The organism is Methylocystis rosea (assembly GCF_003855495.1).
Classification (GTDB): Bacteria; Pseudomonadota; Alphaproteobacteria; order Rhizobiales; family Beijerinckiaceae; genus Methylocystis; species Methylocystis rosea_A.
Window position 1 is genome coordinate 38857 of the sequence record NZ_CP034088.1, and the last position, 24974, is coordinate 63830.

Sequence of the window (24974 nt, forward strand, 5' to 3'; positions counted from 1 at the left end):
GCAGATGCAAATCGAGGCGGGAAACGGGGTCGACCAGCCCCTCGTGAACGAGTCCTACTTTCACGACGGCGCGCGCTGGGAGCGGGATATTTACCGGCGTCTCGAGATTTCAAGAAATGTCTGGCGCGTCGTCGCGGTCGCGGCGCTCGTTTGTCTTGCGATCGGGCTGCTGACCCTGCTGTCGCTGGTTCCACTCAAATCAACCGAAGTCGTGACGTTGCTCGTCGACAAGGCGACGGGTTTTGTCGAGGTCGCCAAACCGCTTGAGGAGGGCGGCCCGATCTCGCAGCGCGAAGCGGTCACGCAAGCGAATATCGTTCGCTACATCCGCGCCCGCGAAACCTACGATCCGCCCGCCCTGCGGGACAATTTCGAGCTGGCGTCGCTGCTCTCAGCCGGACAGGCCAGCAAGGATCTGCAGGAAGCCTTTTCACCGAACAATCTCCATAATCCGGTGAAGCTTTACGGGATCGGCGGCCGCATCCGCGTCATCGTCCATAGCGTGAATTTCCTGTCGCAAGGGTGGATGGAGAACCCCAAATCGCCGGCGACGGCGGCCGTGCGCTTTACCACCGTTCGCACAAGCGACCGCGAGCGGCTCGAAGAGCACTGGGCCGCGAATGTGCGCTTTCGCTACACGGCGGAGCCGATGAAGAACGAATGGCGTTGGGACAATCCGCTCGGCTTTCAGGTCATCGAATATCGGAAGGACCAGGAGACTGTCGCGCCAATCGTCGGCGCGGCCCCGGTCGAAGCGCCGACCGTTGCGCCACCGACGGGAGCGCCCGCGCCATGAGGGCGATCTCCATTCATCTGGTGATGGCTATGTTTGCCGCCGCACCAGCTTTCGCCGAACAGGCGCCGCGCGCGGTCATTCAGGACTCACGTATTCGAACCGTGCCCTTTCAACGCGACAATGTCGTCGTGGTGCATGGCGCGCTCGGCGTCTCGACGATGGTCGCGTTTGGTGACGATGAACGCATCGAAACCGTCGCGATCGGCGATTCCGTCGGATGGCAGGCTGTGCCGGACCAGTCGAAGCGCTTTCTCTTCATCAAGCCGCTCGAACCCCACGCCGTCACCAATATGAACGTCGTGACGCGAAAACGCATCTACAATTTTCTCCTGCGGGCCGTCGATAATCGGGCGTCGGTGGTGTTCAAAGTTCGCTTCACCTATCCCGATGTCGAAGAGGATCAGCGTCTTTTGGCGCTGGCAAAGGCAAAAGCCGCCATGCCCAATTATCGCGCGCTCATGTCGCGCCCCGGCACGAATTTCGACTACAGCTACAAAGGCCAGGTGACGGCAAAGCCCGATTTTGTCTTTGACGACGGGATCAAGACCTATTTCCGGTTCGGCGGAGAGGTCCCGGCGATCTTCCTCGTGAAACCCGATCGCAGCGAAACGCTCGTCAATTACCGCCGCGAAGGCGAGATTATCGTGGTCGACAAGGTCGCCGGGCAATTCACCATGCGTAAGGGCGACGAGACGGCCTGCGTGTTCAATCTCCGCGCCGAGTCCATGCCGGCGCCGGTCACGCAGGAAGCCGACGTGCAGCCGCATTATCAATCCGAACACGCGCCGCAACCGTTCTGGACGCAGATTTTGGCGCCGGCGCAGGCCGCGTCATCGGCGCAATAGACGGAGGGAAACCGACATGGCTGCGGATTTCGATGAGGAGGGACGCCTCGCAGGCGAAACCATCACGCGCCAGTCGTCCAATCCGGGGATGGCGCTGGGCGCGCTTTTCTTCGCCCTCGCCGTGCTTGTCCTCGGCCTGTTCTGGTATGCGTCCGCGCGCAAGCAGAACCGGCCGCAAAACGTCGACGAAGAAACATTCGCGACGGCGAGGTTGCAGCCGGGGCTCGGCTTCAACGCGACGCCGGCGCCCGCGCCGCCTCAAAACAAATTCGTGATCCCGCCGCCGGTCGTTGTGAATGATCCACCGCCCGCGCCGAAGGAGGAACCTTTCGACGATAGCGAAGCGAAGCGCCTCGCCGAACTGGAACGGCTGCGTAAGGAGGCGGAAGCGAAAATACAGGCGCGTCTGCGCTCGCCGATGCTGATCGTCAGCGACAAGGAAGGCTTCACGAATGGCGATCCGTCAAAAGTGACGGCCGAAGACAAGGAGGAAGATCCGCATCGGCGATTTCTTGCGAATTCCGAGCATCAGGTGACGAAGGCTTACGCGGAAGAGGTCAGGCGGCCTGATGCCCTTGTCCCGCAAGGCTACATGATCCGGGCGACGCTGGAGACCGCGATCCAGTCTGATCTAGCGGGCATGGTGCGGGCAATTACAACGGAAGATGTCTATTCCTTTGATGGCCGCCGCGTTCTGATCCCGAAAGGAACGATGCTCACCGGCGAATATAAATCGGGTCTCGCCTATGGGCAGACACGGGTTTTCGTCGTGTGGACGCGCCTGCTTCGCGCCGATGGCGTGTCGCTGATGCTGCAATCGCCGGGAACGGATGCGCTTGGTCGTTCGGGGCTAACCGGCGAGGTCGACACACATTTCCTGCAACGCTTCGGCAGCGCCACATTGCTGACGCTGGCCGGCGGGGCCGCGCAATTCGCGTCGGCGCTCGGCCAAAACTACAATCAGTCTCAGGGCCAGCAATTCGTTCTCGATCCGGCGTCGGGAACGCTGATTCCGCTCAATGCGGTGTCGCAGGGGCAAATCCTGCTGAACGCGCGCCAGATCGGCGCGCAGACGGTCGCGCAGAGCGTCACGCGCATGGCGCAGGAAGCCTTGCGCAACGACATCAAGGTTCCGCCGACAATCCATATCGACCAGGGAACGCCCGTGATCGTGTTTGTAAAACGCGATCTCGATTTCTCCGATCTCTACCCCGATCCTGTGAAAGAGGCGTTGTATGAACTTCGTCACCCCAAGTAAGCCGCAGGCGCTCGACGATGCGACGCGCCCGCTCTGGGAGACGCTGCCGGTCTACTTCCGCGAGGCTGCGCGTCCGATTCAGCGCTGGTTAGAAGATATTGACGTCATCGAAATCTGCGCCAACAAGCCGGGCGAAGTATGGGTAGAAGCGCTCGGCAAGCCGCATATGGAGCGTTTCGACGTTCCTGAACTGACCGAGGAGGCGATCACGCGGCTTGCAACGCATGTCGCGGCCTCGACGCAACAATCGGTCAATTCCTCGACGCCGCTGCTCTCGGCCGCGATGCCGCATGGCGAGCGCTTTCAGGGGGTGCTCGCGCCGGCGACGCCGCATGGCGGCTCCTTCTCGATCCGCAAGCAAGTCATCGCCAATATGACGCTCGCCGACTATCAGGCGCTCGGCGCGTTTGACGGCGTCAAAGTCCGTGGCCCCAGGACGTTTGAGGCCGACGAATACCCGGAAATCGAACGGGAGCTCGCGACTCTCCTCAAGGATCACTCGCTGGATGGCGTTCGCCGCGCGATCGAATTCGCCGTCGTCAATCATGTGACGATGATTATTTCCGGGGGAACGTCCTCGGGTAAAACGACGTTCCTCAATGCGCTGCTCAAACATGTGCCGGAGACGGAGCGCGTCGTATCGATCGAAGACACGCGCGAACTTAAACCGCCGCAGCCGAACTGGCTGCCGCTCGTCGCCTCGAAAGGCGGGCAGGGCCTTGCCGATGTGACAGTCCAGGAGCTGCTCGAAGCGAGCCTTCGTCTTCGGCCCGATCGGCTGTTTCTCGGCGAGATTCGCGGCGCGGAAGCCGCGACCTTTTTGCAGGCCGTGAATACCGGGCATCCCGGCTCGCTGACGACGCTGCACGCCGACAGCGCCTATGGCGCGTTTCAGCGGCTCGCTTTGATGACGCTGCAATCCGATCTGAAACTGACCAAGGCGGAAATCCTCGACTACGTCCGCTCGGTCGTTCCGATGGTGATTCAGCTCCGCCGGCGCCCGACGCGCGGCGTCGCGGAAATCTATTTTCGCGGCTACGGCGCGCAATAGCGGAAAGGGCGAGTCATGCGAGCTCTCGCCTATGGGATCATCGGGCTGATCGCCCTTGCCTGCGCCTTCTTCGCGTGGGAGGCGTCCTTCACGGCGCTAGTCGGCCTGCAAACCAAGTCCTGGGAGCTGTGGCGACGTTTTTCGCTTGGCTTTGAGCTGATCTTGCCCGCGCAAGTGGCTTATCAGCAATGGGCGTCTCCCGTAGTTCATCAGCTCGCGATCAAGGCCGTCCTCGGTGGTCTGATCGCGCTGGCTCTCGTGACGCTCGGATTGGCGCAGGCGTTGGGGTCGCTGGGCGGGGCGCGTAAGCCGTCCGGCGGCGCCCGGCTGGCGACCGAACGCGATTTGCGCAAGGCGGGGCTGCTGAACGGCCGGCCCGGCTATTCCGTCTTCCTCGGCCGCTTCAACGGCAAGGACATACGCTATAGCGGCGCCAGTCACATTTACCTCAACGGCCCGACGCGCTCGGGAAAGGGCGTCGGTTTCGTCCTCCCCAACGCGATCGAATGGCGCGGCTCCTTGATCGGCCTCGATATCAAACGAGAAATGTGGGACCAGATCGGCGCGGCCCGCGCCGCGCTGGGGCAGGACGTCTTCATGTTCTCGCCGGGCTCTGCGCAATCGCATTGCTGGAATCCGCTCGATCTCGTGTCGCCATGGCCGGAACGGGCGACCGATGTCGCGAATATCGCGCACAGCCTGATTCCGCTGCCGCAGTCGGGCGATCCCTATTGGGCGGAAACCGCGCGCGGGCTGTTTGCGGGTCTACTGGCCTATGTCCTTGACGCGCGCGAGCCGCCGATCGAAGGGCGCACGATCAAGGCGGCGCTGAAAATGTTCAGCCGGGGTCGGCCGCTCGTCGCGGAGATGGCGAATATTCTGGCGAATGAGCCCGAACTCAACGCGTTCGTTCAGGACAAGTTTCGCCAGCATATCAGCCGCGAAGAAAAGCAGCGCCAGTCATTCGAGTCGCACATCGTCACGGCGCTGGAGCCATGGAACAATAGCCTGGTCGACGCGGCAACAAGCCGGTCCGATTTCAACATTGCGGAGCTGCGCCGCCGGCCGTTCACGATCCTGATCGGAACGCCCGTTGGAAACTTTGCGGCCGTCGAAGCCGTCGTGCGGCTGCTGGTCCAACAGGTTCACGACGTTCTGCTGCGCAATCTGCCCGGTCTCGATGAGCCGCATAAGCTGCTGCTGATGCTCGATGAATTTTTTCAGTTCGGACGCATGCCTGAAATTGTCGATCGCGCGCCGCTCGTCGCCGGTTACGGCTTTCAGATCGCCGTCATCGCCCAAGGCCTGACGCAGCTCGACGTTCGTTATGGCAAGCCAACGCGCGACATGCTCATCGGCAATATGGACGTGAAACTGCTCATCGGCGTCGGCGATGAGACAACGGCGCGCTATTGCGCCGAGGAACTCGGAAAACACTACGTCCGCCGGGAAGGATGGGGAACGTCGGTTGGGGCCGGTTTCAGCGGATCGCAGGGCAGGGCGACGCGCACCACGCAAGGAAAGTGGGAGCTGGAGCCGCTGATGACGAGCGAGGCGATGCGCCGCCTCGATGTGACGAAGGCGGTGCTGCTGGTGCGCGGCGAATATGGCGCCGTTATCGATAAGGCGCATTTCTTCAAGGAAGCCCGGTTCAAGCGACTGGTCGAGGCCGCCGGGGGGTTCGCGCATCGGATCGCCATTCCTGACGTGACGGACGCGGACGGCGGCGAAATCGAAACGGTCGCCCCGGGCGCGCCGGGCGGGTTCAAGCATCTTGTGGCGAAAGATCGTGTCATGCGCGAAGCGCGGGCGCTCTATCTCGACGCATCGGCCTTCGAGGTGGCGCTTGTGCGCGCGATGACCGAAGCCGGGAACGCCGCTACGGCTGACCTGCTGAATGTGCTGCGGATGGCGCCGACGCGCTTGGGCGAGCTGCGCGCAACCCGAAGGCGGATATTCGCAAAGGCGCCTTCACCCGAAGCCGCGACAGCGGCTCTAAGGCAGGAAGTCTATTCGGCGCGGCGGCTGTTGAATGATGAACGCGCCCAATTGGCGCCAGCGATCGGCGCGGCGGCCACGCCACAAGGGGCAGCTGCTGTCGCTACGGCGCCCCTCGCCAGCCCCGGGCCGATACTCGAAGCGGTGATCGCAAATGGCGCGGCGTCCAGTGACAGCGGCTTGCCTGAGAGCCCGGCGGTTCGCGTTGGCGACGACATGCTGGACCGGTTGAATGAAGTAAAAGGACAATCGGACATCGCGGCTGAAGTCGCGAAGTCGGCCGCGACGCGCGCCGCGAAAGATGACGCGGCCAAACTCGGCGCGCTTGTCGACGCGCTAAGCGTTCAAGCGGAGCTGTTCATTGATACGCCGACGCCCGGCGATCTAGCGGCGCTGACCAGGGCTTTGGAGGCGGAGACCGCTGAGCAATAATCGAATGGTCTACGCCTGCGAGCGCCGCCGCGTTGTCATTCCGCCGATTGTTGATTCGGCGCCCTATGGGCGCTCGCCGACGAGGGACGTCAGATAATTCGCGGCCTGCTGCGCCTTGGAGGCGGCGGTGAAGATCGCCTTCTTGTCGAACTTGAGGACGGTCAGCCAATTGGCGATATAGCTGGCGTGATCGGGGCGAAGCGCCGGCGTGACGCCAAGATCCGCGCAAAGAAACGCCGCGCCAAGTTCGGCGACCAGCTCTTCCATCGCGTAAGCTTCCGAGCCGAAGCGGTTTTTGAGATCGCGCCCGCAGCGTGACGCATGGCCCGTCCAGTGCGTCTTATGCCGATATCGGCATAACGGTCATTATGCCGTAAGCCGGATTATGCCGCATGGCCAAGTTTGGCGGCGATTACGCCTGCTCTTGGCCATGCGGCGGTTCGGCATAATCAGAGCGCTTCGAGGAATGCGAGCAGTTCGTCGCTGGGACGATACCGCCCGGGATGCGTTTCTGGACTGGCGACCTTCGACAGTGCCTTTTGCTTCAGCCGCATGTCGGCGTGGATATAAATCTGGGTTGTTTCCACGGATTCGTGCCCGAGCCATAGCGCGATCACGGATTGATCGACGCCGTGATGGAGCAGCTCCATCGCGGTACTATGGCGCAGGGTGTGTGGCGTGACGCGTTTACCTGCGAGGCGCGGGTAGGCCCGCGATGCCGTGAGGCAATGCTTGCCTACCAGATGTTCCAGAGCATCACGGCTGAGCCGCTCGCCCCGGATCGACGGGAACAGCGGCCCGTCGCTGTCAACGCGTTCGCCTATCCAGACCTGGATCAGTTTGGCCGTATCACTACGAAGAGGCGTGCTGCGTTCTTTTCGTCCCTTGCCGATGCACCGGATGTGAGCCCCGGTGCCGAGGATCACGTCCTTGCAGCGCAGGTTGATCAGTTCGGACGCCCTCAACCCGGTCTGAAGTGCAAGCACCAGCAGGACGTGATCACGCCGCCCCACCCACGTCGTTCGATCCGGCGCAGCCAGCAGCGCCGCTATCTCCTCAGCGTCAAGGAACGTCACGCTTCGCTTCACGTACCGCTTGTTCGGCATTGAGAGAATGCGCTGGCAATGAAGAAGCCAGTTCGGGTTGGTCAATGCCACGTAGCGGAAGAACGAGCGGATGGCGGCAAGACGCGTATTGCGGGTGCGTGCGGTGTTGCCGCGCGCCGTTTCCATATGAGTCAGGAAGTCGGCAACAAGATCGGCATCGAGGTCTTCGATCGTCAGCCTCGTGGGCGGCTTTCCACATCGTGAGCTTGCGTACCGGATCAGCAGCCGGAATGTGTCCCGGTAGCCAGCGACGGTGTGGCGACTCGCTTCCATCTGCGTGCAGAGCCGATCGGTGAAGAAGCGCTGGATCAGCGCGGGGAAGTTGGTCGCTTTCATCGGGTTTCCCCCTCCGTCGCCGCGTCTGTTATCCGAGCGGAGGCCAACTCCAGCAGTTCCGGGACCGCTTCCAGGTACCAATAGGTATGGGCGGGGTTCGCATGACCGAGCCACGTCGTGAGCTTGATCATCTCGCGGCCGACGTCCTTGCCCGACCGATACCAGCTCAGCATGGTACGCACCGCGAAGGTATGGCGAAGATCGTGGATTCGTGGTCCACGGCCGTGCCGAAGATAAGGCTGCCGCTTTCGCAGCCCGATCTGCTGGCATACATGCGCGAAGTTGTAGCGCGCACCGCAATCGCCAAGACGATGCCCCTCGCAGGTCACGAAGAATGCTTCCGGACTACGTCCGAGCAGCCGGTCCCGCTCGCGACCGTAGCTTTCCAGTCGCTGCACGACACTCAGGTCCAGCGGCAGCAACCGCTCCTTGCCGAGCTTCCCCTGACGGACATGAAGCACGCCGGATTCGACATCGAGATCGGTAGGGTCGAGACCAAGAGCTTCGCTGATCCGAAGTCCGGTCACGGCGATCAGGCCGAAGAGCGTCGAGCAGGTCAGGCCACGCATGCCGTAGACCGATGGCAGTGTCAGCGCATGCTCGATAATCGCAACGATTTCGGCTTCACTATAGATATATGGATGCACGCGTTGAACGCGACCGGGCACCAGTCCCCGGGGCGGGGCTTCGTGCTTGGGGTCTATGCCATGCAACCATTCGGCAAATTGGCGAGCTACCCTGAAGCGTGTTGCCCGAGTTCCGGGACTGGCAGAGGGCAAGCTCTCGAGCCAGCGCATGATCAGGTTGGTATTGACGTACTTCACGTCGTCGCGGTCGGCGAAGATGGCGAAGCGACGTAGTATCCGCTCATCCGTGCTCAGATCGGCACCGAGCTGCCTTCTGACGGTCAGGTAGCGGTCGAGTTCGGCAAGGAAGCTCATCGTGCCACCTCCGCGACCGGCCAAGGCTGGGCTATGGAACGCAGGCCATCCGCATCAAGCTTCGCGTAGATCATCGTCGTAGCCCGCGATCGATGCCGCAGCAGATCGCCGATCTCTTCCAACGAGGCGCCGGCGCGAACCATGTTCGTCGCCAGGCTGTGGCGCAGAACATGCGATCCCACGTAGGGTGTCGGCGGCTTCACGCCCGTCGCCGCGAACGCCTCCTTCAAAATGGCGTTGATGACTTGGCCGTCCTTGAACGGACGGTTTGGTGCCCGATGCGTCACGAACAGCGTGCGCGTGGTCGTTGAGGTTCGCTCCTCCTGTAGATACCGGATGATCGCTTCGCCCACGTCTGGCGGGATCGGCAGTCGGTCATGGCGCTGCCCTTTTCCGCGAACCAGCAGTTCACCGGCGCGCCAGTCTATGTCATCCAGCTGGATAGCGATGACCTCTGGCGCGCGCAGGCCAAGGCGTGCCATCAGCAACAGCATTGCGTAGTCCCTGGAGCCATGCCGTGGATTGGTGCGCACCGAGGCCAGAACGGCCTCTACCTCACCCGGCGACAGATAGCGAGGGAGCCTTGCACCCCAAGGTTTGTGAGCCCTGGGGACGCACAGCGATAGATTTGTGGTCGTGAGGCCCTGTGCGAACAGATACTGGAAGAAGCTGCGCAGATGCGTTGCTGGTGTCTTGTCGCGGAACGGGCGCTTGAGAAGGTGCTCCATAAACGCCACGACATCCCGGGCATTCAGCGTCGGCAAATCGAGCATATGGTCGCCGAAGCGATGATGGAGAAAGCGATCCGCGAAGCGGAGTACATGATAGACCGAGCGAGGGCTGAGGCCGCGCTGCCGCAGAAGATAGGTTTCGAAGTTGCCAAGCAGTACGTGGCGTTCGGCCTGCGCGGGCGTAAGTGGTGGTCGTGTCGCCACTCCTATCTCAATGAGGTGCGCAACGAACAGCCTGGCAAGATTGGGAGTCTTGACCTGGCTCTTTGGTGTGGCCGGCAACCGCCGCCCCAACGCGACAGCAAGGTCTGGAGTCAACGCTGACGGCGCAATGCCCTCGGCTTCGAGCAAGCGACCGAAGCGTCGAAGCAGGTAGCGGTAATTCGTCAGGGTCTCGGGTTTGTAGTTTCTGGATGAAAGGCTTTCCTCGAACGATGCGAAGTAGGTATCGAGGCAGGTAGTCTGGTCGGATATTTCCATTTCTTGTGCTCCATGTTGTTTGGAGCGATAATCTTCACGCCAATGCCGTATCTTTTGACCAACTTTCGGCAGCTTGCGACACCGAAGCCGCCGTTCGGGCCGTGTGGGGTCTAATGGGCAACTGGCGCAACCTTCGAGAGGTGCGCCGGGACCGACTTCTCTAGCGTCTTTTCAGTTGCCGGCCGCAACCTTTGCGACGACTCTGCTCGTGCAAAGAATCACCGCTAAGAGGATCGGTCTTGAAGATCGCCGCCGCGCAAACCGTTGTTTCGAGGAATGTGCGCGCCAACGGCGCAACCATTCGCCAGATGATCACCGACGCGGCTGCCGAGGGCGTGCAGCTGATCGTCTTTTGCGAAGGCGCGCTTTCGGGTTACGCTAAGGCGCAGATTGCCAGTCCCGATGACTGGGCGTCGTTCGATTGGGCGGCGCAGGAGGCCGAATTACGCGACATTGCCGCGCTTTGCGGGCAGCGCGGTATCACCGCCGCCGTGGGTGGCGCGCATCGGCTCACCGTCACGCCGCGGCCGCACAACAGCCTATATGTTTTCTCGCCTTCCGGGGCGTTGCTGACGCGCTATGACAAGCGGTTGCTCTCGCACAGCGAGGTCAGCGACTGGTACACGCCGGGCTCGGAGCCAATCACCTTCGCGATCGGCGGCTACCGGTTCGGTTGTGCGATCTGCATCGAGTCGCAGTTTCCGGAGATTTTTGCCGAATACGAAGAGATGGGCGTCGATGCCGTGCTCTTCGCCTCCTACGGCATACCGGAGCATTTCCAGATCGCAATGCGCGCGCATGCGGGATTGAACTGCATCTGGATCGCCGGCGCCACGGCCGCGCGGAAAGCACATGAATGCCCCGCCGGCATTATCGGGCCGGATGGCGTGGTTTCGGCGGCGTGTCCGGCCGTGGCGGAATTTGGTTTTGCCGTGGCGACCCTCGACCGTGATAACCCGGCCTATGATGTGCCGCTAAACAAGGCGCGGCCCTGGCGCGCCAAAGCGCGGGCAGGCAATATCTATCGTGAGCGGTCGGTCGATGATCTGAGAAGCGCGCGCCGAGGCGAGTACTGAGCCGAGCGTGTTCGATTCGCGCTATCGTCTAAACCGCAACGTCCGCTTTCCACCCCCATACTCGCCGTTCCTGATGGCGCGGATTATGCCGAACTGCCGCATGGGCAAAAGCAGGGGTGAAAGCCGCCAGGCTCGGCCATGCGGCATAATCCAGTTCGCGGCATAATGCGTCAGCTCGTGCATGAGCGTCGCATAGAAGGCCTCGCCTGCGGACATGCTCTCGCTGCCGGCGAAGCGGATGCGATCGGGCATGAGGATGTCATCGGTCGAAGGACGGTAACAGGCCTTCGTGCCGGACTCGGTGACGCGGGCGCCGGTAGCGGCAAGGAAGCGCTCGGCCTCATCGATCGGAGAGAAGAGGGGAGTGGCGGGAAGCGTCTCCACGGGCGCCGCGTAGCCCTCCACCTGGTCGGCGTTGAAGACATAGCTCGCGCGCGCGAACAAGCGCTCGGACGTCTCGGACTCGGTAGGGACCTCTCGGTCGGTCTCGACGGTGAAGGTCTTATAGAAGACGACGAGCGAGGATTTCTCGCCCTTCCGGACCTGACAGCCCTTCTCCCGCCACTGGCGATACGTGCCCCAGATGGGCTGGGCGTAGCCCTGATGCAGGGCGGCCACCCAGAGGGCGAGGACATTGACGCCGTTATAGTGCTTGCCTGATGCGATATTGCGCGGGCGGCCGGACGCGCCGCCACGGTTCCACGGGAGCCGGAATTCGCCTGCGCCTTCTTCGATGGCGGCGACGATGCGGCTGGTGATTTCCTGATGGATGTCTAGTTTGGGTTCGCGGGACATGCGGCTTTCCTCTTCGGTTGGTCGGCCGCGACCGCCGCGACCTGATCGGTCGCCGAAGAGGCAGGGGGCAGCACAGTGCCGCACCCGCAGGGCTGAAACGAAGAGGAAGACGGCAACGCCGTTGCGGCGCGGGGATCCGCCTGCCAGGCATAGACCGATGAGTCAGGGCGGACGGCGCGGAGGAGCGCGAAGAGAAAACGGAAGGGCGTCTGCGAGCAGCGCGAGGGCCATGAAGGAAAGACGCGCTATCGGCGCGCGCTCAACGCTCAGCGACACACGAGGAAGACCTTTTTCGCGAAGGGAACCCGGTAGCTTCCGCGCCTGACGGCCCATTCGCGGTTGGTCAGCGTTGCCAAATCTGAAGCGCACGAGCAACGAGTTGCTCGCCGCGTGTGATCACTTCCTGCTCGCTCCACTCTGGCGTCTCGGCAAGGCTCTGATTGATCGGCAGCAAAGAGTGCGCCATCAAAGCGGGGCGCTTTTCGCTCCAGCCGAGATTGGACTGCGCGGCATTCAGGCCTGTGCTCAAGATCGTGAAATTGCCAAGCGTGTGAATGAGCGTTTCGCGCTTGCGCGTGGCAGCGGCTCTGGGGTCCTGCTCGTCTGCCTCGTAAAGCTCGAAAAGGTCCATGCCCTTCGATCCGTCCAACAGAGGCCAGTTAGTGACCCAATTCTGCGGCATGATGTGTTCGACCGAAAGAGTGGTTTGGAACTCGATCGCCTCGGACTTGGACGACATGAAGGTTTGGTTGAGGCGTGAGAACAGGTGTACGAGCTTCGGGTTATTGAGCGGTCCGTAAAGTGGCTTATGAAGCCAGGCCTCGCGGAAGGCTGTGTTGTCCGGCCATACGCCGGATTCGCCTGTCTGGGCCATCAGAAGCTCGCGTAATTTCGCCGCCGAAAACCCGTCTTTTCTGAGGTTCCTAGTAAGGGCGAGAAAGATGCGATTATAGTTTTTCGTGCCGAGATTGCAGACAGCGCGGCGAAGCAAATAAGACTCAAGGGTGCGAGAAATGTCCTGCCATTCCGTGTCCGGCAGGTCGGTGCCCATCAATGCCAGCAGCAATGGATAGGTGGTTCGGATGTCGAAAGCGTCGAGGAATGTGCATAGGTCGTAGATCACGTCGCCCTTTTCAGGGACGATGATGCGCCGGAAGTAACCTCCATGCCTGGAAAGTGCGTCCAGTTCAGCCGCAACATTGGGGAACGGCTTGGCGGTTTCGATCCAGTGCCTGTATTCGAGATAAAGATGCTTGATAGGAATGTCCTGCCCTTGGTAGCAGGCAAGAAAATGCTGCATAAAAAGGTCGCTGCGCGGTCGGTTCAAGCGACCTTGTTTAACCTCTTCGCGCCAGAACTCATCGTCGAAGCTCGCCCAATATTTTTTATAGGCATCCTCGACGTTCATGCCCTCGCGGGACGCACGGAAGAAAATGTAGTTTCGTAGCAAATCGGCGGGAAGCAGTGGCTCGCCGCGTGCGTTCAAGGTCTCGAAAATGACCTGCGGGTCATCGTCTTTTTGCAGGTCGATTACGACGACCATAAGCGCATTGCGGAGCGTCTGGAAGCATTCATCTATCCTGCTACTCAAGGGGAAGTCTGCGGCAAGGGGCGGCTCTCCGTCCTCGCCAAGAAAGAACTCCTTCAGCGCATCGAAAAAGAACAGATATGCCTCGACCATACGCGGCCTCGGATCGGGCTTCCGCGCATAGGGACGGCGACGAAGGGGATGGTGCTTTAATAGTTCGGCACGGGAGCGTGATGCGATAACGTCGATGAATTGCGGGCGGTCGAGTTGAGTGGGCCAGACTTTGAAGCAATCAACGGCCTCGTCTGCCATCATTCCGGTGTTGAAGAGAAACTTGTCGCACTCTTCTGCAAGTTTTTCGCACTCCTGTTCGCGGCAAAGATCGCGATAAGCAGAGAGGAAAATTTGAAGTGTTGTGAGCCGTTGCTGACCGTCGATCACTTGCCTAAGCACGACATGGCCGGTCGGGGTTTGCTTCTGATCCAGAACCATTGCGCCGAGGAAATGATTGGGCGCATCCTTTCGACCTTCGAGCGCTTCGGTGAATTTGCGTTCGATGTCTTCCCAAAGAGGAAGCCACTTGTCTTCTCCCCACACATATTGCCTCTGGAATAACGGCACTTCGAGGCGTTGCTTGGCGTCGAAAACAGCGAGCAGAGAAGACTTATGAACGTCCATGAGCAATCCCATGAAAAAGGGTAGCCTTGGCGGAGAGGATAGCTTCGCCGGAGAAGCGGTCAATCGGAAAAGGCAAGTTTCTGACGGGTCGTGCCGTTACGCGTTGACGCTAGAGTGCGCGTACACCGAAATCCCCTCAGCAAATTCGCTCGAACCTCTCATGCGCTCGCCCCGGCTGCGAAGCAGAAAGGGAACCGGGGGGTACGGTAGTCACGCCATCATCCGCTCCAGTCGGTCCTTTCGTTTGCGCCAATCAGGCAGAGTTCGATCCAGAAGAGCAAAAAAAGCCTGGCCATGGTGAGGCTCGGCCATGTGGCAAAGCTCATGGGTGATGACGTAATCGATCGCATCGATTGGGGCGTGAACCAGGCGACGATTCAGTATCAGCCGACCCGCCGTCGTCATCGAACCCCAGCGCTGCGGCAAGTGCCTGACGACAAGCGCGATAGGGGTAAAGGTTTCCGGCACCGGAAAGCGGTCGACTGAGACGGCGAGACGCTCGGCAAACTTGACCTTCGCACGCTCACGAAACCAACTCTCTACGATCTCCTGTGTCACCTGCGAATTCTTGGGACGAGGGGAATGCACAAGAAGGGAGCCTCGTGTAACGGAAACGCGCTGCTGGATATTTTCGATTATTTTCAGGCGGTATTGACGACCAAGATAGAGGTGGGTTTCTCCCGCGACATAGAGGCGCTCAGGCGTCCTGGGGATAAACTGCATGAAATATCGCTTTTGCCGCAGTATCCAGGCAGCGCGCTTGCGCAGCCTTGTTTCGACAGCCTCGATTGACGCATCGAGCGGAGCCACAACAGAAACGGTCATATCCGGCTCGACGGCGATTTCGAGCGTTCTTCTGGGCCGCCGTTCGAGGGTGCATATAATCCGGTGCTCCCCATACTCGATGAAAATTTGCTCGCGCATCATCCTGGGAACCGTGCGCGAGCAAGATCCATGATTTTCTGCTCAAGCTCGTCCATTGTCTCTACCGTCAGAGTGATGCCCATCTCGTCGCGCAGCACATCGAAGAAGTAATCGTCGATGGCGTTTCGCATGGCGTTCTGAGCCATTTCGTTCGACCAGACATCGACGATGTGGTGCTGCTTGACGATCTCGATGATGGCGAGGGCCACTTGCGCCGTGTGCTCTTCGTCGAGCGGCGTGCCGCCGGCGAATGTGAGCCGACCATTGAGAAGCCCGTGGAAGGCTTGACCGTCTTCATCGCCTTTGAGGATTTCGGGAACGCGTTGCCCGCGATCTTTGCGAGCGATTTTGCTCGCCAAGTCGATCACCCTTTGCAGGTAGTCCTTCTCCGATAGTCGCTTGGCGCGATACTCGCGGATGGTCTCTTCCAGCAATTCAGAGAACCGCCGGTAAAAGGACGGGTCTTCCTCCATTTTCTCGGTGATGACGCGGCGGGTCGCGCTGGCAATACGATCCGCCTTTGACGCCTGGGAAACGCCCTGTTCCTCTACAACGGCTTGAAGCGCGCCGGGATCATTGATATTCACCAGTTCGATGATCGTTTCAGCGGGCATGGCGACGACGTGATCGTCGAGCAATTTCTGGATTTTTGGCTCGAACTCCTTCACGTCTACGGTTTCCTGATAGCGCAGCTGGACGGATCGCTTCAGCTCCGTGAACTGTTTCCAATCCCGCTTCAGGGCGTCGATCTTCTGCTGATCGGACACGTCAAGCAATTTATCGGACGACAGCGAGATATGAAGGCAGCGACTGAATGCACGCAGACGGGCGTAGAAGTCTTGGCGAATAGCCTTGTCGGAGAGGAATTGCTCGAACTGCTCCATGTCCTTCTTGTTGCGCACGGGCTTGAAGAGGTCCCACAGCTGTTCGTGAAGCTGGGGGAGCTTCCTGATTTCCTCACGCACGTCATGCACGGTGCCGGCAAGATCGGCCGCGTCATACCCGTCGAAGGCACTGTAAGTAGAGAGAGCGCTGTCGAGCTCACCAAGGAGTCCCTCGTAGTCGATAATGAAACCGAACTCCTTCTCGGTTCCTTCCTCCTCGAAGAGACGATTCACGCGGGCGATGGCTTGTAAGAGATTGTGTTCCCGAAGCGATTTGCAGACATAAAGTACGGTGTTTCGGGGCGCGTCAAAACCCGTGAGGAGCTTCGATACGACAATCAGGATTTCTGGATCGCCCGATCCATTAAAAGCGTCGATTATCTGTCGATTATACTCGTCCTCGGTCTTGTAGCGCGCCATCATTCGGCCCCAGAAAGCCTTGACGAGGTCGCGCGATTCCTTGTCGATGTCCTCATTGCCTTCATTATCATCGGGCGGCGAGATGATGATCTCGCTGGTGACGTGGCCGATTTCGTCAAGGACCTCTTTGAAGCGAACAGCCGCCGCTTTGGACGGGGCAACTAGCTGGGCCTTGAAACCCGTGCCCTGCCAATGCTGACGAAAATGCTCAGATATGTCGAAGGCCTTGGCGCGGATCGCCTGTCCCGTCTTGGCCAGCACGTCCATGCGTGAGAACTTGCGCTTGAGGTCGGCCTTCTGCTGGTTGGACAGCCCTTCGCTGATTTTCTCGAACCAGCGGTCGATCACATCGCCCGTGATCTGCTGTTCGACGAGGCGGCCCTCATAAAGCAACGGGACAACCGCCCCGTCTGCAACAGCTTCGTCGATCGCGTATTTGTGGATCAGCCCGCCGAAGGTCGAAAGGGTGTTTTTGTCCTTCTTCATAAGCGGGGTGCCGGTGAAGCCTAGATAGCAAGCCTTGGGCAAAAGGCGGCGCATTTTCGTGGCGAACTGGCTGTGGCCGCCATAGCGCCCCGTCTGGGTGCGATGGCTTTCATCAACGAGCACAAACACATTGGCGTCGGTGTCGGGTATCTCTGGACCACGCAGCGCCGTGTCGAATTTGTTGATGATCGTCGTGACGAGGCTAGCGCGGTTTCGGATCAACCCAACTAGGTGCGAACCACTCGTTGCGCGGACCGGCTCAAGTTCGCAGGACTTGAACGTGTCCTTGATCTGCTTGTCCAGGTCGTCGCGGTCCGTGACAATGACGATCCGAGGATTGGAAATGGCCGGATCGAGCGCGAGGGCGCGGCCGAGCATCACCATGGTGAGCGACTTACCCGAACCCTGCGTATGCCAGATGACGCCCCCCTTGCGGACACCGTTCATATCGAACTGCTTGACCCGCTCGACCGCCTTACGGATGCCGAAGAATTGCTGGTGACGAGCAACCTTGCGCATCCCCCCGTCAAAGACGGTGAAGCGGCGGATGAGGTCGAGCAACCGCTCGGGACGGCACAGCGCATAGATGGCGCGGTCCTGGGCTGTGACTGCCCGCTCGCCCTCGCTCGCCAGGGCCTCGAAAAAGGGCCGCGCGTTCGCGAAATCTCCCGAAAAGACCTTGTCCTTTTCGGCGCATGAAAGGCCGCGGTTGGCAACCAAGGCGATCTGCGCGTCAGTGTCTTCGTCCTCGCGCCAGGACTGCCCGAACTTCTGGGGCGTGCCGACGGTCGCGTAGCGGGCCTCCCCCCGGTTCATCGTCATCAGGAGCTGCGCGAAATGAAACAGCTGCGGGATGTTGTCCTCGTTCTGGTATCCGATGAGCTGGCTCGTCGCCCTTTTCAGGCTTTCCGTGGGGCGCTTGTTCTCGATCACCAGAAAGGGGATGCCGTTGACGAAGGCAACGATGTCGCAGCGCTTCGTCTGGGTGCTCGCGGTGCGTTCGACCGCATATTCGGCCGTCACATGGAAGCTGTTGTTGGCTGGATTCTCCCAGTCGATAAAGCGGAAGGAATAGCTTTTCGAGTCGCCGTCGATGGTCTTGGTGATCGTGGTGCCGAGCACCAGCGTGTCATAGATGTCCTGATTGGTTCCGCGCAGGCCCTTGAGCCGGTCGGGCGTCGGCTTCAGGCGGCGCAGGGCCTCATGTGCGTCTTCCAGATCGAAGCCATATTCGCGGCCCCGGTGCGTGAAGCTGTTGAGCCGCAACAGACATTCGACGAGCACGTCGTCGAGCACCACATTGCGCTGGCGTCCGCCGCGTAAGCCAAGCGCTTCCGCCTGGCTCAACGGGGTGAAGCCGAGCGCTACAAGAAGCTGAAGCGCTGGAATCTGGGATTGATGTTTCTCCGCCGCCTCGAAGGTCATTTTGCCCCCTTTGCGTAGAAGGCCTCGACCCCGGAGCGCGCCACGACAGCGTCGATCTGCGCCTTTACGATTTTGTCGAGGTCCCCTCCTTCCGAGTAATTCGCGGGCGCGACACAATGGACGCGGCCATCTGCGATATAACCGTCGGCCTTGCCCCGAGCGCCCTTGGTGCTCGGCTTGTAAACGGCGATCGAGAGGCCGCCTTGCTCCTTGATTAATCGGAAGCAGGGGATGTCGGTGGACCCATCGCCAATGAAAATCATGTTTTCGAAGGGGATCGGCCGCTCGGATTTGGCGACGAATTTATTGACCGCGCTGTTATCGCTGAGGTCATGCGCGCCCTTATTGATGCGGAAAAGATATTGCGTCTTGGTCGTGTAGTTGACGGCGAGCGCCGGCCACTCCGCTACCCCGTTTTCGTCGAACATGAATTTCGACGCATAGGTATGGGCGAACTTGGGGGCGATCGCCGTGCCGGCGAAAATCTCGGCGTTGCCGGATGAAACCAGCACATGTTCGAGCTTCACGCACTTCGAGCGGGCATAGTCATTGATGCGGTCGAACCAGCCTTCGACACCCTCAAATAGAGCGATGGTTCTGCCGCGATCCTTGAAGTCCTTGCGGCGTACTGGAACGCTCGCCCCCCGGGCTTTCTTTAGCATCAGGTTCATATAGACGAGTACCTCGTCCGCCTGATGCTCCTTGGTGAGCCGCTTCACTTCCGCCCAAAAAGCCTTGGGCTTCATGCCGATGTCCGGCAGGAACTGGTGTTCCTGCATATTCCCGTCGGCAAGCGTGCCGTCGAAGTCATAGGCGATTGCCATTTCCATGTGTTTCTTAGGCATTGCCATCGCCCTTCGGTTCTTCAAATTTAGCTGGCTCGTCGACAGCCCGCAGGAAAACACCGAGCTGCTTGAGCTTTTCGAGCAGCTCGTCGAACGTCACGATCTCGACGTCCTTTGAGTTGCGCCGAAACAGTTCGAAAGATTTCTTCTGGTCGTCGCCGTCGGGCGTCCTGCCGATGACAAGGCAGCAATGCACGGCGTACGATTCGATGTCGTAGAGCCGTGAGTTGTCTTTGATCTGCGCAATCTGCCTCTGAAACTGATACTTCTGATCCAGCGCCTGATTGATCGACCCCGAAAGATCAGCGGATGGCGTAAAAACGCCGTCCCGGAATGGGGTCTTGTTGAGGATCGCGGTCTGTGGCGTCTTGATTTCGAAGATCGCAGTGTTGTTGGTCAAACTGTTCTTGACCAGAAAATCAGTGATCTTTTCTCCATCACCTGACAGCTTCCTACCGCCAACCGAGGCCTGGTCGCGAACCTTGATGACAGGATAACCGAAGGCCATGTTCAGGATGAAAGGATTCTCATTGAAGAACGCCTGCCAGCGACCCTCGACAAGCTTTTCACCGAGCATCTCGTCATATCGCTTGATCAACGCTTCGAGCGTCACAAGCTCGATGTCGCCGCGCAGTTTTGCAAGCTTTTCCGGCTGGACTTCGGCAATGCCGGCGACGTTCTTGCTGAGAGCGCCGATCACGGCGTTCTGGTCCTCCTCCGACAGCTCCTCCTTGCCCTGCGCCACTGCGGTAAAGAGCCTTCGATAGGGGTGCCGGCCCGCCTTTGGATCGAGCTTCGGCATGCCGAGTCGCTCTGCCAAAATGTTGTAGGCCGTAGTCTCCTTGACGGCACGGGCGGCGGACTGGGAGAGGTTGTCGATGCTATTCATGGCCCGACGCGCCTGCTCGAAATCCTTCTTAGCAATGTAGAATAGTTTATTGTCCTCGGAGTCGGGACCAGTGGCGTGTTCGCTGGTGACGACGAGCTCGGTGCAGTCTGACAGCTCTTCCACGGCATCGATGATGAATCGATACGGCTTCGCCAGGCCGAGGCCGTAGGCGTAATCTTTCGTAAAAGCAGAAGGCAGTCCTTCGAGAAGTTCCAGCACGCCTTCCGGCGTCGTCGGCACGCCACCATCGTCGCTGCCACGAAAGACGATGTCCATATCAGCCAGCGTGATCCGCTCGATCTGGTCATACTTCGGCTTCAGGAAATCGTCATTGTCTCCGAACGTGCTGATTGGATGGATTGTCAGAAATTTGCACTGGCCGTTGATGTCCAGCAGCTTTGTGCGGTAGCTCTTTGCCCGCGTCGGATCGAGCCCTGCCGCGAGCAAGCTGTGCTCCGGGGGCACGAAGTATACCTCCACGAAGTTCGGATGAACCTCCTCGATTTCGAGGGTGCCATCACGATCTGGGTCATGCTGACGAAAAACGGGCGCCATCAGTCGGCCTCCGCCTTCACTCGCCATTCGCCCGTCAACAGCTTCTGCATCAAGCCGCGTTTTTGACGGGCTATGACATCGAGCATTCGTTCCGTCGCCGCGATTTCGGCCTTGGCGGAGTTGAGCACGGCGATGATGGCGGCTTGTTCGTTCGGCTCGGGGAGCGGAAGATGCAGTGCCGCGAGATCGTCGTAATAGGTTCGCTGGCGAACGCTGCCGGTTCCGCCGCTGTTGACGTGGTGCAACCACCAGCGTGTTTGACGAATGTGGTCGAGGTAATCAGCTTCAATTCCGCCGGCATTGCAGGCGAACACCACATAATCCGGGCTGACGAGCACGGTTTGCTCGTCTCCGTTCATGGCGATGGAACCGACATTGATACGCATCGGATTGTACGCGAAGGCGCGGGGCGGCAAGAGTTTGTATCGCGAGATGTCGTCGGCGATCGTTTGCTCGCGCATCGGAACGATTCCGCGCGAATTGGTTATGCCCATGACGAGCTCTCGGGCGAGAACCATGTCATTGTTGCGCGTCGTCAATTCGCAAGTAACGTCACCGAGACGACGTAGAGGCCAGTCAGCGCTACGCCTCGCATTGCCCCTCGCTCCGAACAAGAGTTCGTCGCGAAACGCTTCTAGCCGGCGCGCTTTGAGGGCGCGCAGCACCTCCAGCTTTTCAATGGTCTCGTCCCATGTGCGCAGGATTTCGGCGATCTTGCGCTGCTGTGAAACGGGAGGTATGAAGACTTCAATGCCCTCAAGATCAGGTCGGTTGATCTTTGGCAACCCTGTTCGAAATGAGCGGGACGTAGCGTCGGCGACAAAACGTTCTGAGTTCATCACATAGAAGACGAAATCTCGAACCGCCTGCTGAGCATCGCGCACCCATATTGGGTACATATCTGCACTGCAGATACCATCGAAGTCGACTAGTGCAATTTTGTTGAGATTCGGCCTGATCTTTGAATAAAGGATTGCATCCTTATCAAATTCATACTTTCCAGAAATCTGTTCAAGCTGTCCTGCTGTTCTCAGACTCAGCTTGTCCAAACCTCCGCCCGAGCGAAGGTTCTCGGGCCCCACACTGAATTTATTAGCAACATCAGTATCCTTGGGGTCGACTTGGCCGGACGCGATACGCACAAGATCGCCAAGAGGCTTGAGTTTCCAGCCGTCAATCATCCAACGCCCCCTTCTTCCCCTTCTTCGTCGACCGCTCCATGTCCTCCAGCTCGGCAATATCCACCTCATCCGCCGCCAGCGCATCGGCCGCGCGTCGCTTGGCGTCGAAGGCCTCGAAGCGCTCGGCGGCGAGCTTCTGCGCCACGTCCATGCGCAGCCGTCCCGCATGGGTCAGCACGTCGCGTTCATTAAAGGAGAGAAAGGCGTCGAGCTTCTCTGACCATTCGGCCATGGTCACGGGCCTGCGACGCTTGGCCTGATCCTCGGCGTAGTCGAGATACATTACGACAATGCGGTTGAGTTCCTCGATCTCCTCGGCCGCGAGATAATTCTTGGCGGTGCCGACATCGCCCTTGCGGACGATGGCGCCTTTCCAGCTGGTCAGGCCCATGTTCGGCGCGTCCGCGTTGCTGCGGCTCTCGATCAGCTCGGCGGCCGTCTTTCCGGTGACGACCCAGAGCATTTTGTTCTGGACCTTTTTGAAGAAGAGCTGCGCTTCGTTCGAGCTTTTGTCGTAGTCGATGGCGGTAGTGTAGAGGTCCCGCACCTTCTGATAAAAGCGCTTTTCCGAGGCGCGAATGTCCCGGATGCGGGCAAGCCATTCGTCGAAATAATCCCACTGCTCGGCCTGTTTCAGCCGGGCGTCGTCCATGGCGAATCCCTTGACGAGATATTCACGCAGGACGGTCGTGGCCCAACGCCGGAACTGAGCGCCGCGCGACGAACGGACCCGGTAGCCCACGGCGAGAATAATATCGAGATTATAATGCTTTAGCTGGCGAGATACCTCTCGTGCCCCCTCCTTGCGAACTTGTAAGATTTGCTTACAAGTTGCCGCCTCGTCGGCTTCGCCGTCCTCATACACGGCGGCGATCAACTGCGTGATCGCCTGGGGCGAGGTTTGAAACAGCTCCGCCATCTGGGCCTGCGTCACCCACGCGGTGCCCTCGGCCGCACGCAGCTCGATTCGCGCGAGGCCGTCCTCGGTATTGTAGAGAATCAGCTCACCTTCAGACATCGACGCCAAGCTCCTTGAGATAACCGGCCATGCGGGCGCGGACCTCCGCCAGCTCGGCCTCGATACGCACGATGTCCTTTTGCAGGGCCGCGACGTCGATTTCTTCCTCCGGTTCGAAGGTGTCGACATAGCGAGGGATGTTCAGGTTGAAGTCGTTCTCGGCGATCTCTTCCGGGCTGGCGAGGTGAGAATATTTTTCGATCGCCTTGCGGGCGCGGTAGGTGTCGAGCACCTTGCCGATATGCGGCTCGCTCATGACGTTCTGGGTCTTGCCCGGCGTGAACTCCTTGCTGGCGTCGATGAACAGCACGTCGCGGCGCTTCTCGTTGGCGCCGCCCTGTTCGCGCGAGCGGTCGAAGACGAGGATGGCGACGGGAATGCCCGTGGTGGTGAAGAGATTGGCGGGCAAGCCGACAACGGCGTCGAGAAGGTTTTCCTCGATCAAGGCCTGCCGGATGCGCCCCTCCGCGCCGCCCCTGAAAAGAACCCCGTGCGGGACGATGACCGCGACACGGCCGCTCTGGCGTTTTGCGATCTCGATCATGTGGGTGATGAAGGCGTAATCGCCTTTGGATTTGGGGGGAACGCCCCGCCAGAAGCGCTTGTATTGGTCGCTATCGGCCGATTCCGCGCCCCATTTGTCGAGGCTGAAGGGCGGATTGGCGACGACCACGTCGAAGCGCATGAGGTGATCGCCCTCCACAAGCGCGGGGCTGTTGAGGGTATCGCACCATTCGATCCGCGCGGCGTCCTTGGCGTGCAGGAACATATTCATGCGGGCGAGCGCCCATGTCGCGCCGTTCACTTCCTGGCCGTAGAGCGCGAAATTCTCGGAGCCGACTTCCTGCGCGGCCTGAATCAACAGCGAGCCGGACCCGCAGGCCGGATCGCAGATGGTGTCGCCCGCTTTCGGAGCGGCGAGCTTGGCGAGCAAGGTCGAGACGGCGGAGGGCGTGTAGAACTCTCCAGCCTTCTTTCCTGCGTCGGAGGCGAAGCGCGAAATCAGGTAAATGTAGCATTCGCCGATGATGTCTTCGGTGACGCGCGAGGGCCGCAGGTCGAGCGCGGGTTTCGCGAAATCCTCCAGCATGTTCTTGAGCCGGCGGTTGCGGTCCTTTACCCGGCCAAGATTCGCTTCCGAATTGAAGTCGATATTGCGAAACACGCCTTCGAGCTTCGCGCGATTGGCGTCTTCGATCTTCTCCAGCGCGGTATTGATCAGCTCGCCGATATTAGCTTCGTTGCGGCGCTCATAGAGGTCGTAAAAGCTCGCGCCTTCGGGAAGGATAAAGCGTTCGCGCTCCAGCCGGCGCCGGATGCGCGCCTCGTCGCCCCCATATTGCTTGCGGTAGCTTTCGACGTGATCGTTCCAGAGGTCCGAAATGTATTTCAGAAATAGCATCACAAGGATGTAATCCTTGTACTGCCCCGCATCGACGACGCCCCGGAAGGTGTCGCAGGCCGCCCATGCGGTCTGGTTGACTTGCTGTTGCGTGATCTGATCGTTCATCGGGCGTTCCTTTCAATATTGGACTGGCCGGCGCGGTGCGCGCAGGCTGAAAGCACGAGATTGGTGAGGGCGCGACGCTTCTCGGCGAGCGCGAGCAGAAGGCGGCGCTCCCGCGCGGCAAGGCGGTCGATGGCCATCATGCGCCGCTGCGTTTCAAGGTCGGGGACTGCGATATGCAGGGCGTCGAGGCCGGCCTTGGGCACCATGCGAATGCCAGTGCCGCAAGCGATCGCATCGATTTGCCGCTGGGCTTCGGGCTGATTGAGGGACCAGGCCAAATAATCAGCCGTGATGACCCCTGGATTCGGCCGCAGGACGAATAGCGGTGAAATGGCTATCGCCGGCTCAGCGAACCCAGTTTCAAGGGCAATCGCAATGTTGCGATCCCCGCGAGAGCGAAAAACAACATCCCCGGCGGCGACGAGATAGCGGTCGGCAGGATCACTGATTGTGACCCGCTCCAGTTTCTCGATGTCGATCTCGCCCTCGGCACCGATGTCTCGCAACTGAACCACGCGAACACCCTCGGGCGCTGGCTCAAGCCGGGCGCGAGCGGTGTAGCCGGTCTGTATCTCGCAACACTCAGCGAGTGGGGCTGTCGATAGGGTTTTTTCTGCTGTATCCATGCTACAGCGCATAAACCGAGCGAGCCTGGGCCGTCAACAGACTTTTTGCTGTATACGAGTTACAGCATTTTTTATTGCCGGCTCGGTGGCCGCCTCGTAAGCCCCGGGTTCCGTCTCTGCCTCACGGCCTCACGGCACGGCGGCCGGGGTAAATTTTTGT

General features: G+C 60.1%; 19 protein-coding genes and 1 pseudogene. 6 read left to right on the forward strand and 14 right to left on the reverse strand.

Annotated elements, in window-relative coordinates; all coding sequences use genetic code 11:
- Positions 1-4: 4 nt before the first annotated feature.
- The 5 genes from EHO51_RS19555 to EHO51_RS19575 are packed head-to-tail and all read left to right on the forward strand — an operon-like array spanning position 5 to position 6380.
- Positions 5-796 carry a virB8 family protein gene (locus EHO51_RS19555; RefSeq protein WP_124740516.1) on the forward strand — a complete coding sequence of 264 codons (792 nt, stop codon included), beginning with the start codon at positions 5-7 and terminating at the stop codon, positions 794-796.
- Positions 793-1641 carry a P-type conjugative transfer protein VirB9 gene (gene virB9, locus EHO51_RS19560; protein WP_245435127.1) on the forward strand — a complete coding sequence of 283 codons (849 nt, stop codon included), beginning with the start codon at positions 793-795 and terminating at the stop codon, positions 1639-1641. The genes EHO51_RS19555 and virB9 overlap by 4 nt, the downstream gene beginning before the upstream one ends.
- Positions 1642-1657: 16 nt before the next feature.
- Positions 1658-2899 (forward strand): type IV secretion system protein VirB10, encoded by a 1242-nt coding sequence (gene virB10 / locus EHO51_RS19565; protein ID WP_124740517.1) that lies wholly within the window; start codon positions 1658-1660, stop codon positions 2897-2899.
- Positions 2877-3950, forward strand: a complete 1074-nt coding sequence (gene virB11 / locus EHO51_RS19570) for a P-type DNA transfer ATPase VirB11 (RefSeq protein ID WP_124740518.1) — start codon at positions 2877-2879, stop codon at positions 3948-3950. Before virB10 ends, virB11 begins: the two co-directional genes overlap by 23 nt.
- Positions 3951-3965: 15 nt before the next feature.
- Positions 3966-6380, forward strand: a complete 2415-nt coding sequence (locus EHO51_RS19575; RefSeq protein WP_124740519.1) for a type IV secretory system conjugative DNA transfer family protein — start codon at positions 3966-3968, stop codon at positions 6378-6380.
- A 63-nt stretch (positions 6381-6443) separates the two neighbouring features.
- Here EHO51_RS19575 and EHO51_RS19580 read toward each other — a convergent pair.
- The 4 genes and pseudogenes from EHO51_RS19580 to EHO51_RS19595 form a co-directional block, all read right to left on the reverse strand.
- Positions 6444-6719: pseudogene (locus tag EHO51_RS19580) on the reverse strand (zincin-like metallopeptidase domain-containing protein); the annotation flags it as partial.
- A 110-nt stretch (positions 6720-6829) separates the two neighbouring features.
- Positions 6830-7822, reverse strand: coding sequence for a tyrosine-type recombinase/integrase (locus EHO51_RS19585; RefSeq protein WP_124740520.1), 993 nt, complete (start codon positions 7820-7822; stop codon positions 6830-6832).
- A complete protein-coding gene (locus EHO51_RS19590) occupies positions 7819-8763 on the reverse strand; it encodes a tyrosine-type recombinase/integrase (RefSeq protein WP_124740521.1) in 945 nt (314 codons plus the stop codon). Before EHO51_RS19590 ends, EHO51_RS19585 begins: the two co-directional genes overlap by 4 nt.
- Positions 8760-9974, reverse strand: coding sequence for a site-specific integrase (locus tag EHO51_RS19595; RefSeq protein ID WP_124740522.1), 1215 nt, complete (start codon positions 9972-9974; stop codon positions 8760-8762). The genes EHO51_RS19590 and EHO51_RS19595 overlap by 4 nt, the downstream gene beginning before the upstream one ends.
- Before the next feature lie 278 nt (positions 9975-10252).
- Here EHO51_RS19595 and EHO51_RS19600 point away from each other — a divergent pair, with 278 nt between their 5' ends.
- Complete coding sequence (locus EHO51_RS19600; RefSeq protein WP_245435130.1) at positions 10253-11050, forward strand: carbon-nitrogen hydrolase family protein; 798 nt, start codon at positions 10253-10255, stop codon at positions 11048-11050.
- Between the two features lie 21 nt (positions 11051-11071).
- Here the strand turns inward: EHO51_RS19600 and EHO51_RS19605 are convergent, their stop codons facing one another.
- From EHO51_RS19605 to EHO51_RS19650, 10 genes are all read right to left on the reverse strand, one after another.
- On the reverse strand, positions 11072-11845 hold the full coding sequence (locus EHO51_RS19605) for an ArdC family protein (RefSeq protein WP_124740524.1): 774 nt from the start codon (positions 11843-11845) through the stop codon (positions 11072-11074).
- 343 nt (positions 11846-12188) lie between these two features.
- Positions 12189-14051, reverse strand: a complete 1863-nt coding sequence (locus EHO51_RS19610; protein ID WP_124740525.1) for a DUF262 domain-containing protein — start codon at positions 14049-14051, stop codon at positions 12189-12191.
- A 210-nt stretch (positions 14052-14261) separates the two neighbouring features.
- Positions 14262-14978, reverse strand: a complete 717-nt coding sequence (locus EHO51_RS19615) for a M48 family metallopeptidase (protein WP_124740526.1) — start codon at positions 14976-14978, stop codon at positions 14262-14264.
- Entirely contained in the window at positions 14975-18190 is a 3216-nt protein-coding gene (locus EHO51_RS19620) for a type I restriction endonuclease subunit R (protein ID WP_124740527.1), read from the reverse strand. The genes EHO51_RS19615 and EHO51_RS19620 overlap by 4 nt, the downstream gene beginning before the upstream one ends.
- Positions 18187-19035 (reverse strand): HAD family hydrolase, encoded by an 849-nt coding sequence (locus EHO51_RS19625; protein ID WP_124740528.1) that lies wholly within the window; start codon positions 19033-19035, stop codon positions 18187-18189. Before EHO51_RS19625 ends, EHO51_RS19620 begins: the two co-directional genes overlap by 4 nt.
- On the reverse strand, positions 19028-20479 hold the full coding sequence (locus EHO51_RS19630; RefSeq protein WP_124740529.1) for a Shedu immune nuclease family protein: 1452 nt from the start codon (positions 20477-20479) through the stop codon (positions 19028-19030). The genes EHO51_RS19625 and EHO51_RS19630 overlap by 8 nt, the downstream gene beginning before the upstream one ends.
- The gene (locus EHO51_RS19635) at positions 20479-21660 is read right to left on the reverse strand and encodes a restriction endonuclease subunit S (protein WP_164479493.1); all 1182 of its coding nucleotides are present in this window, start codon (positions 21658-21660) and stop codon (positions 20479-20481) included. The genes EHO51_RS19630 and EHO51_RS19635 overlap by 1 nt, the downstream gene beginning before the upstream one ends.
- The gene (locus EHO51_RS19640) at positions 21653-22678 is read right to left on the reverse strand and encodes a virulence RhuM family protein (protein ID WP_124740531.1); all 1026 of its coding nucleotides are present in this window, start codon (positions 22676-22678) and stop codon (positions 21653-21655) included. Before EHO51_RS19640 ends, EHO51_RS19635 begins: the two co-directional genes overlap by 8 nt.
- Entirely contained in the window at positions 22671-24188 is a 1518-nt protein-coding gene (locus EHO51_RS19645) for a type I restriction-modification system subunit M (protein WP_124740532.1), read from the reverse strand. Before EHO51_RS19645 ends, EHO51_RS19640 begins: the two co-directional genes overlap by 8 nt.
- Positions 24185-24814: a restriction endonuclease subunit S gene (locus tag EHO51_RS19650; protein WP_245435133.1), complete on the reverse strand. Its 630-nt coding sequence runs from the start codon at positions 24812-24814 to the stop codon at positions 24185-24187. The genes EHO51_RS19645 and EHO51_RS19650 overlap by 4 nt, the downstream gene beginning before the upstream one ends.
- Positions 24815-24974: the final 160 nt, after the last annotated feature.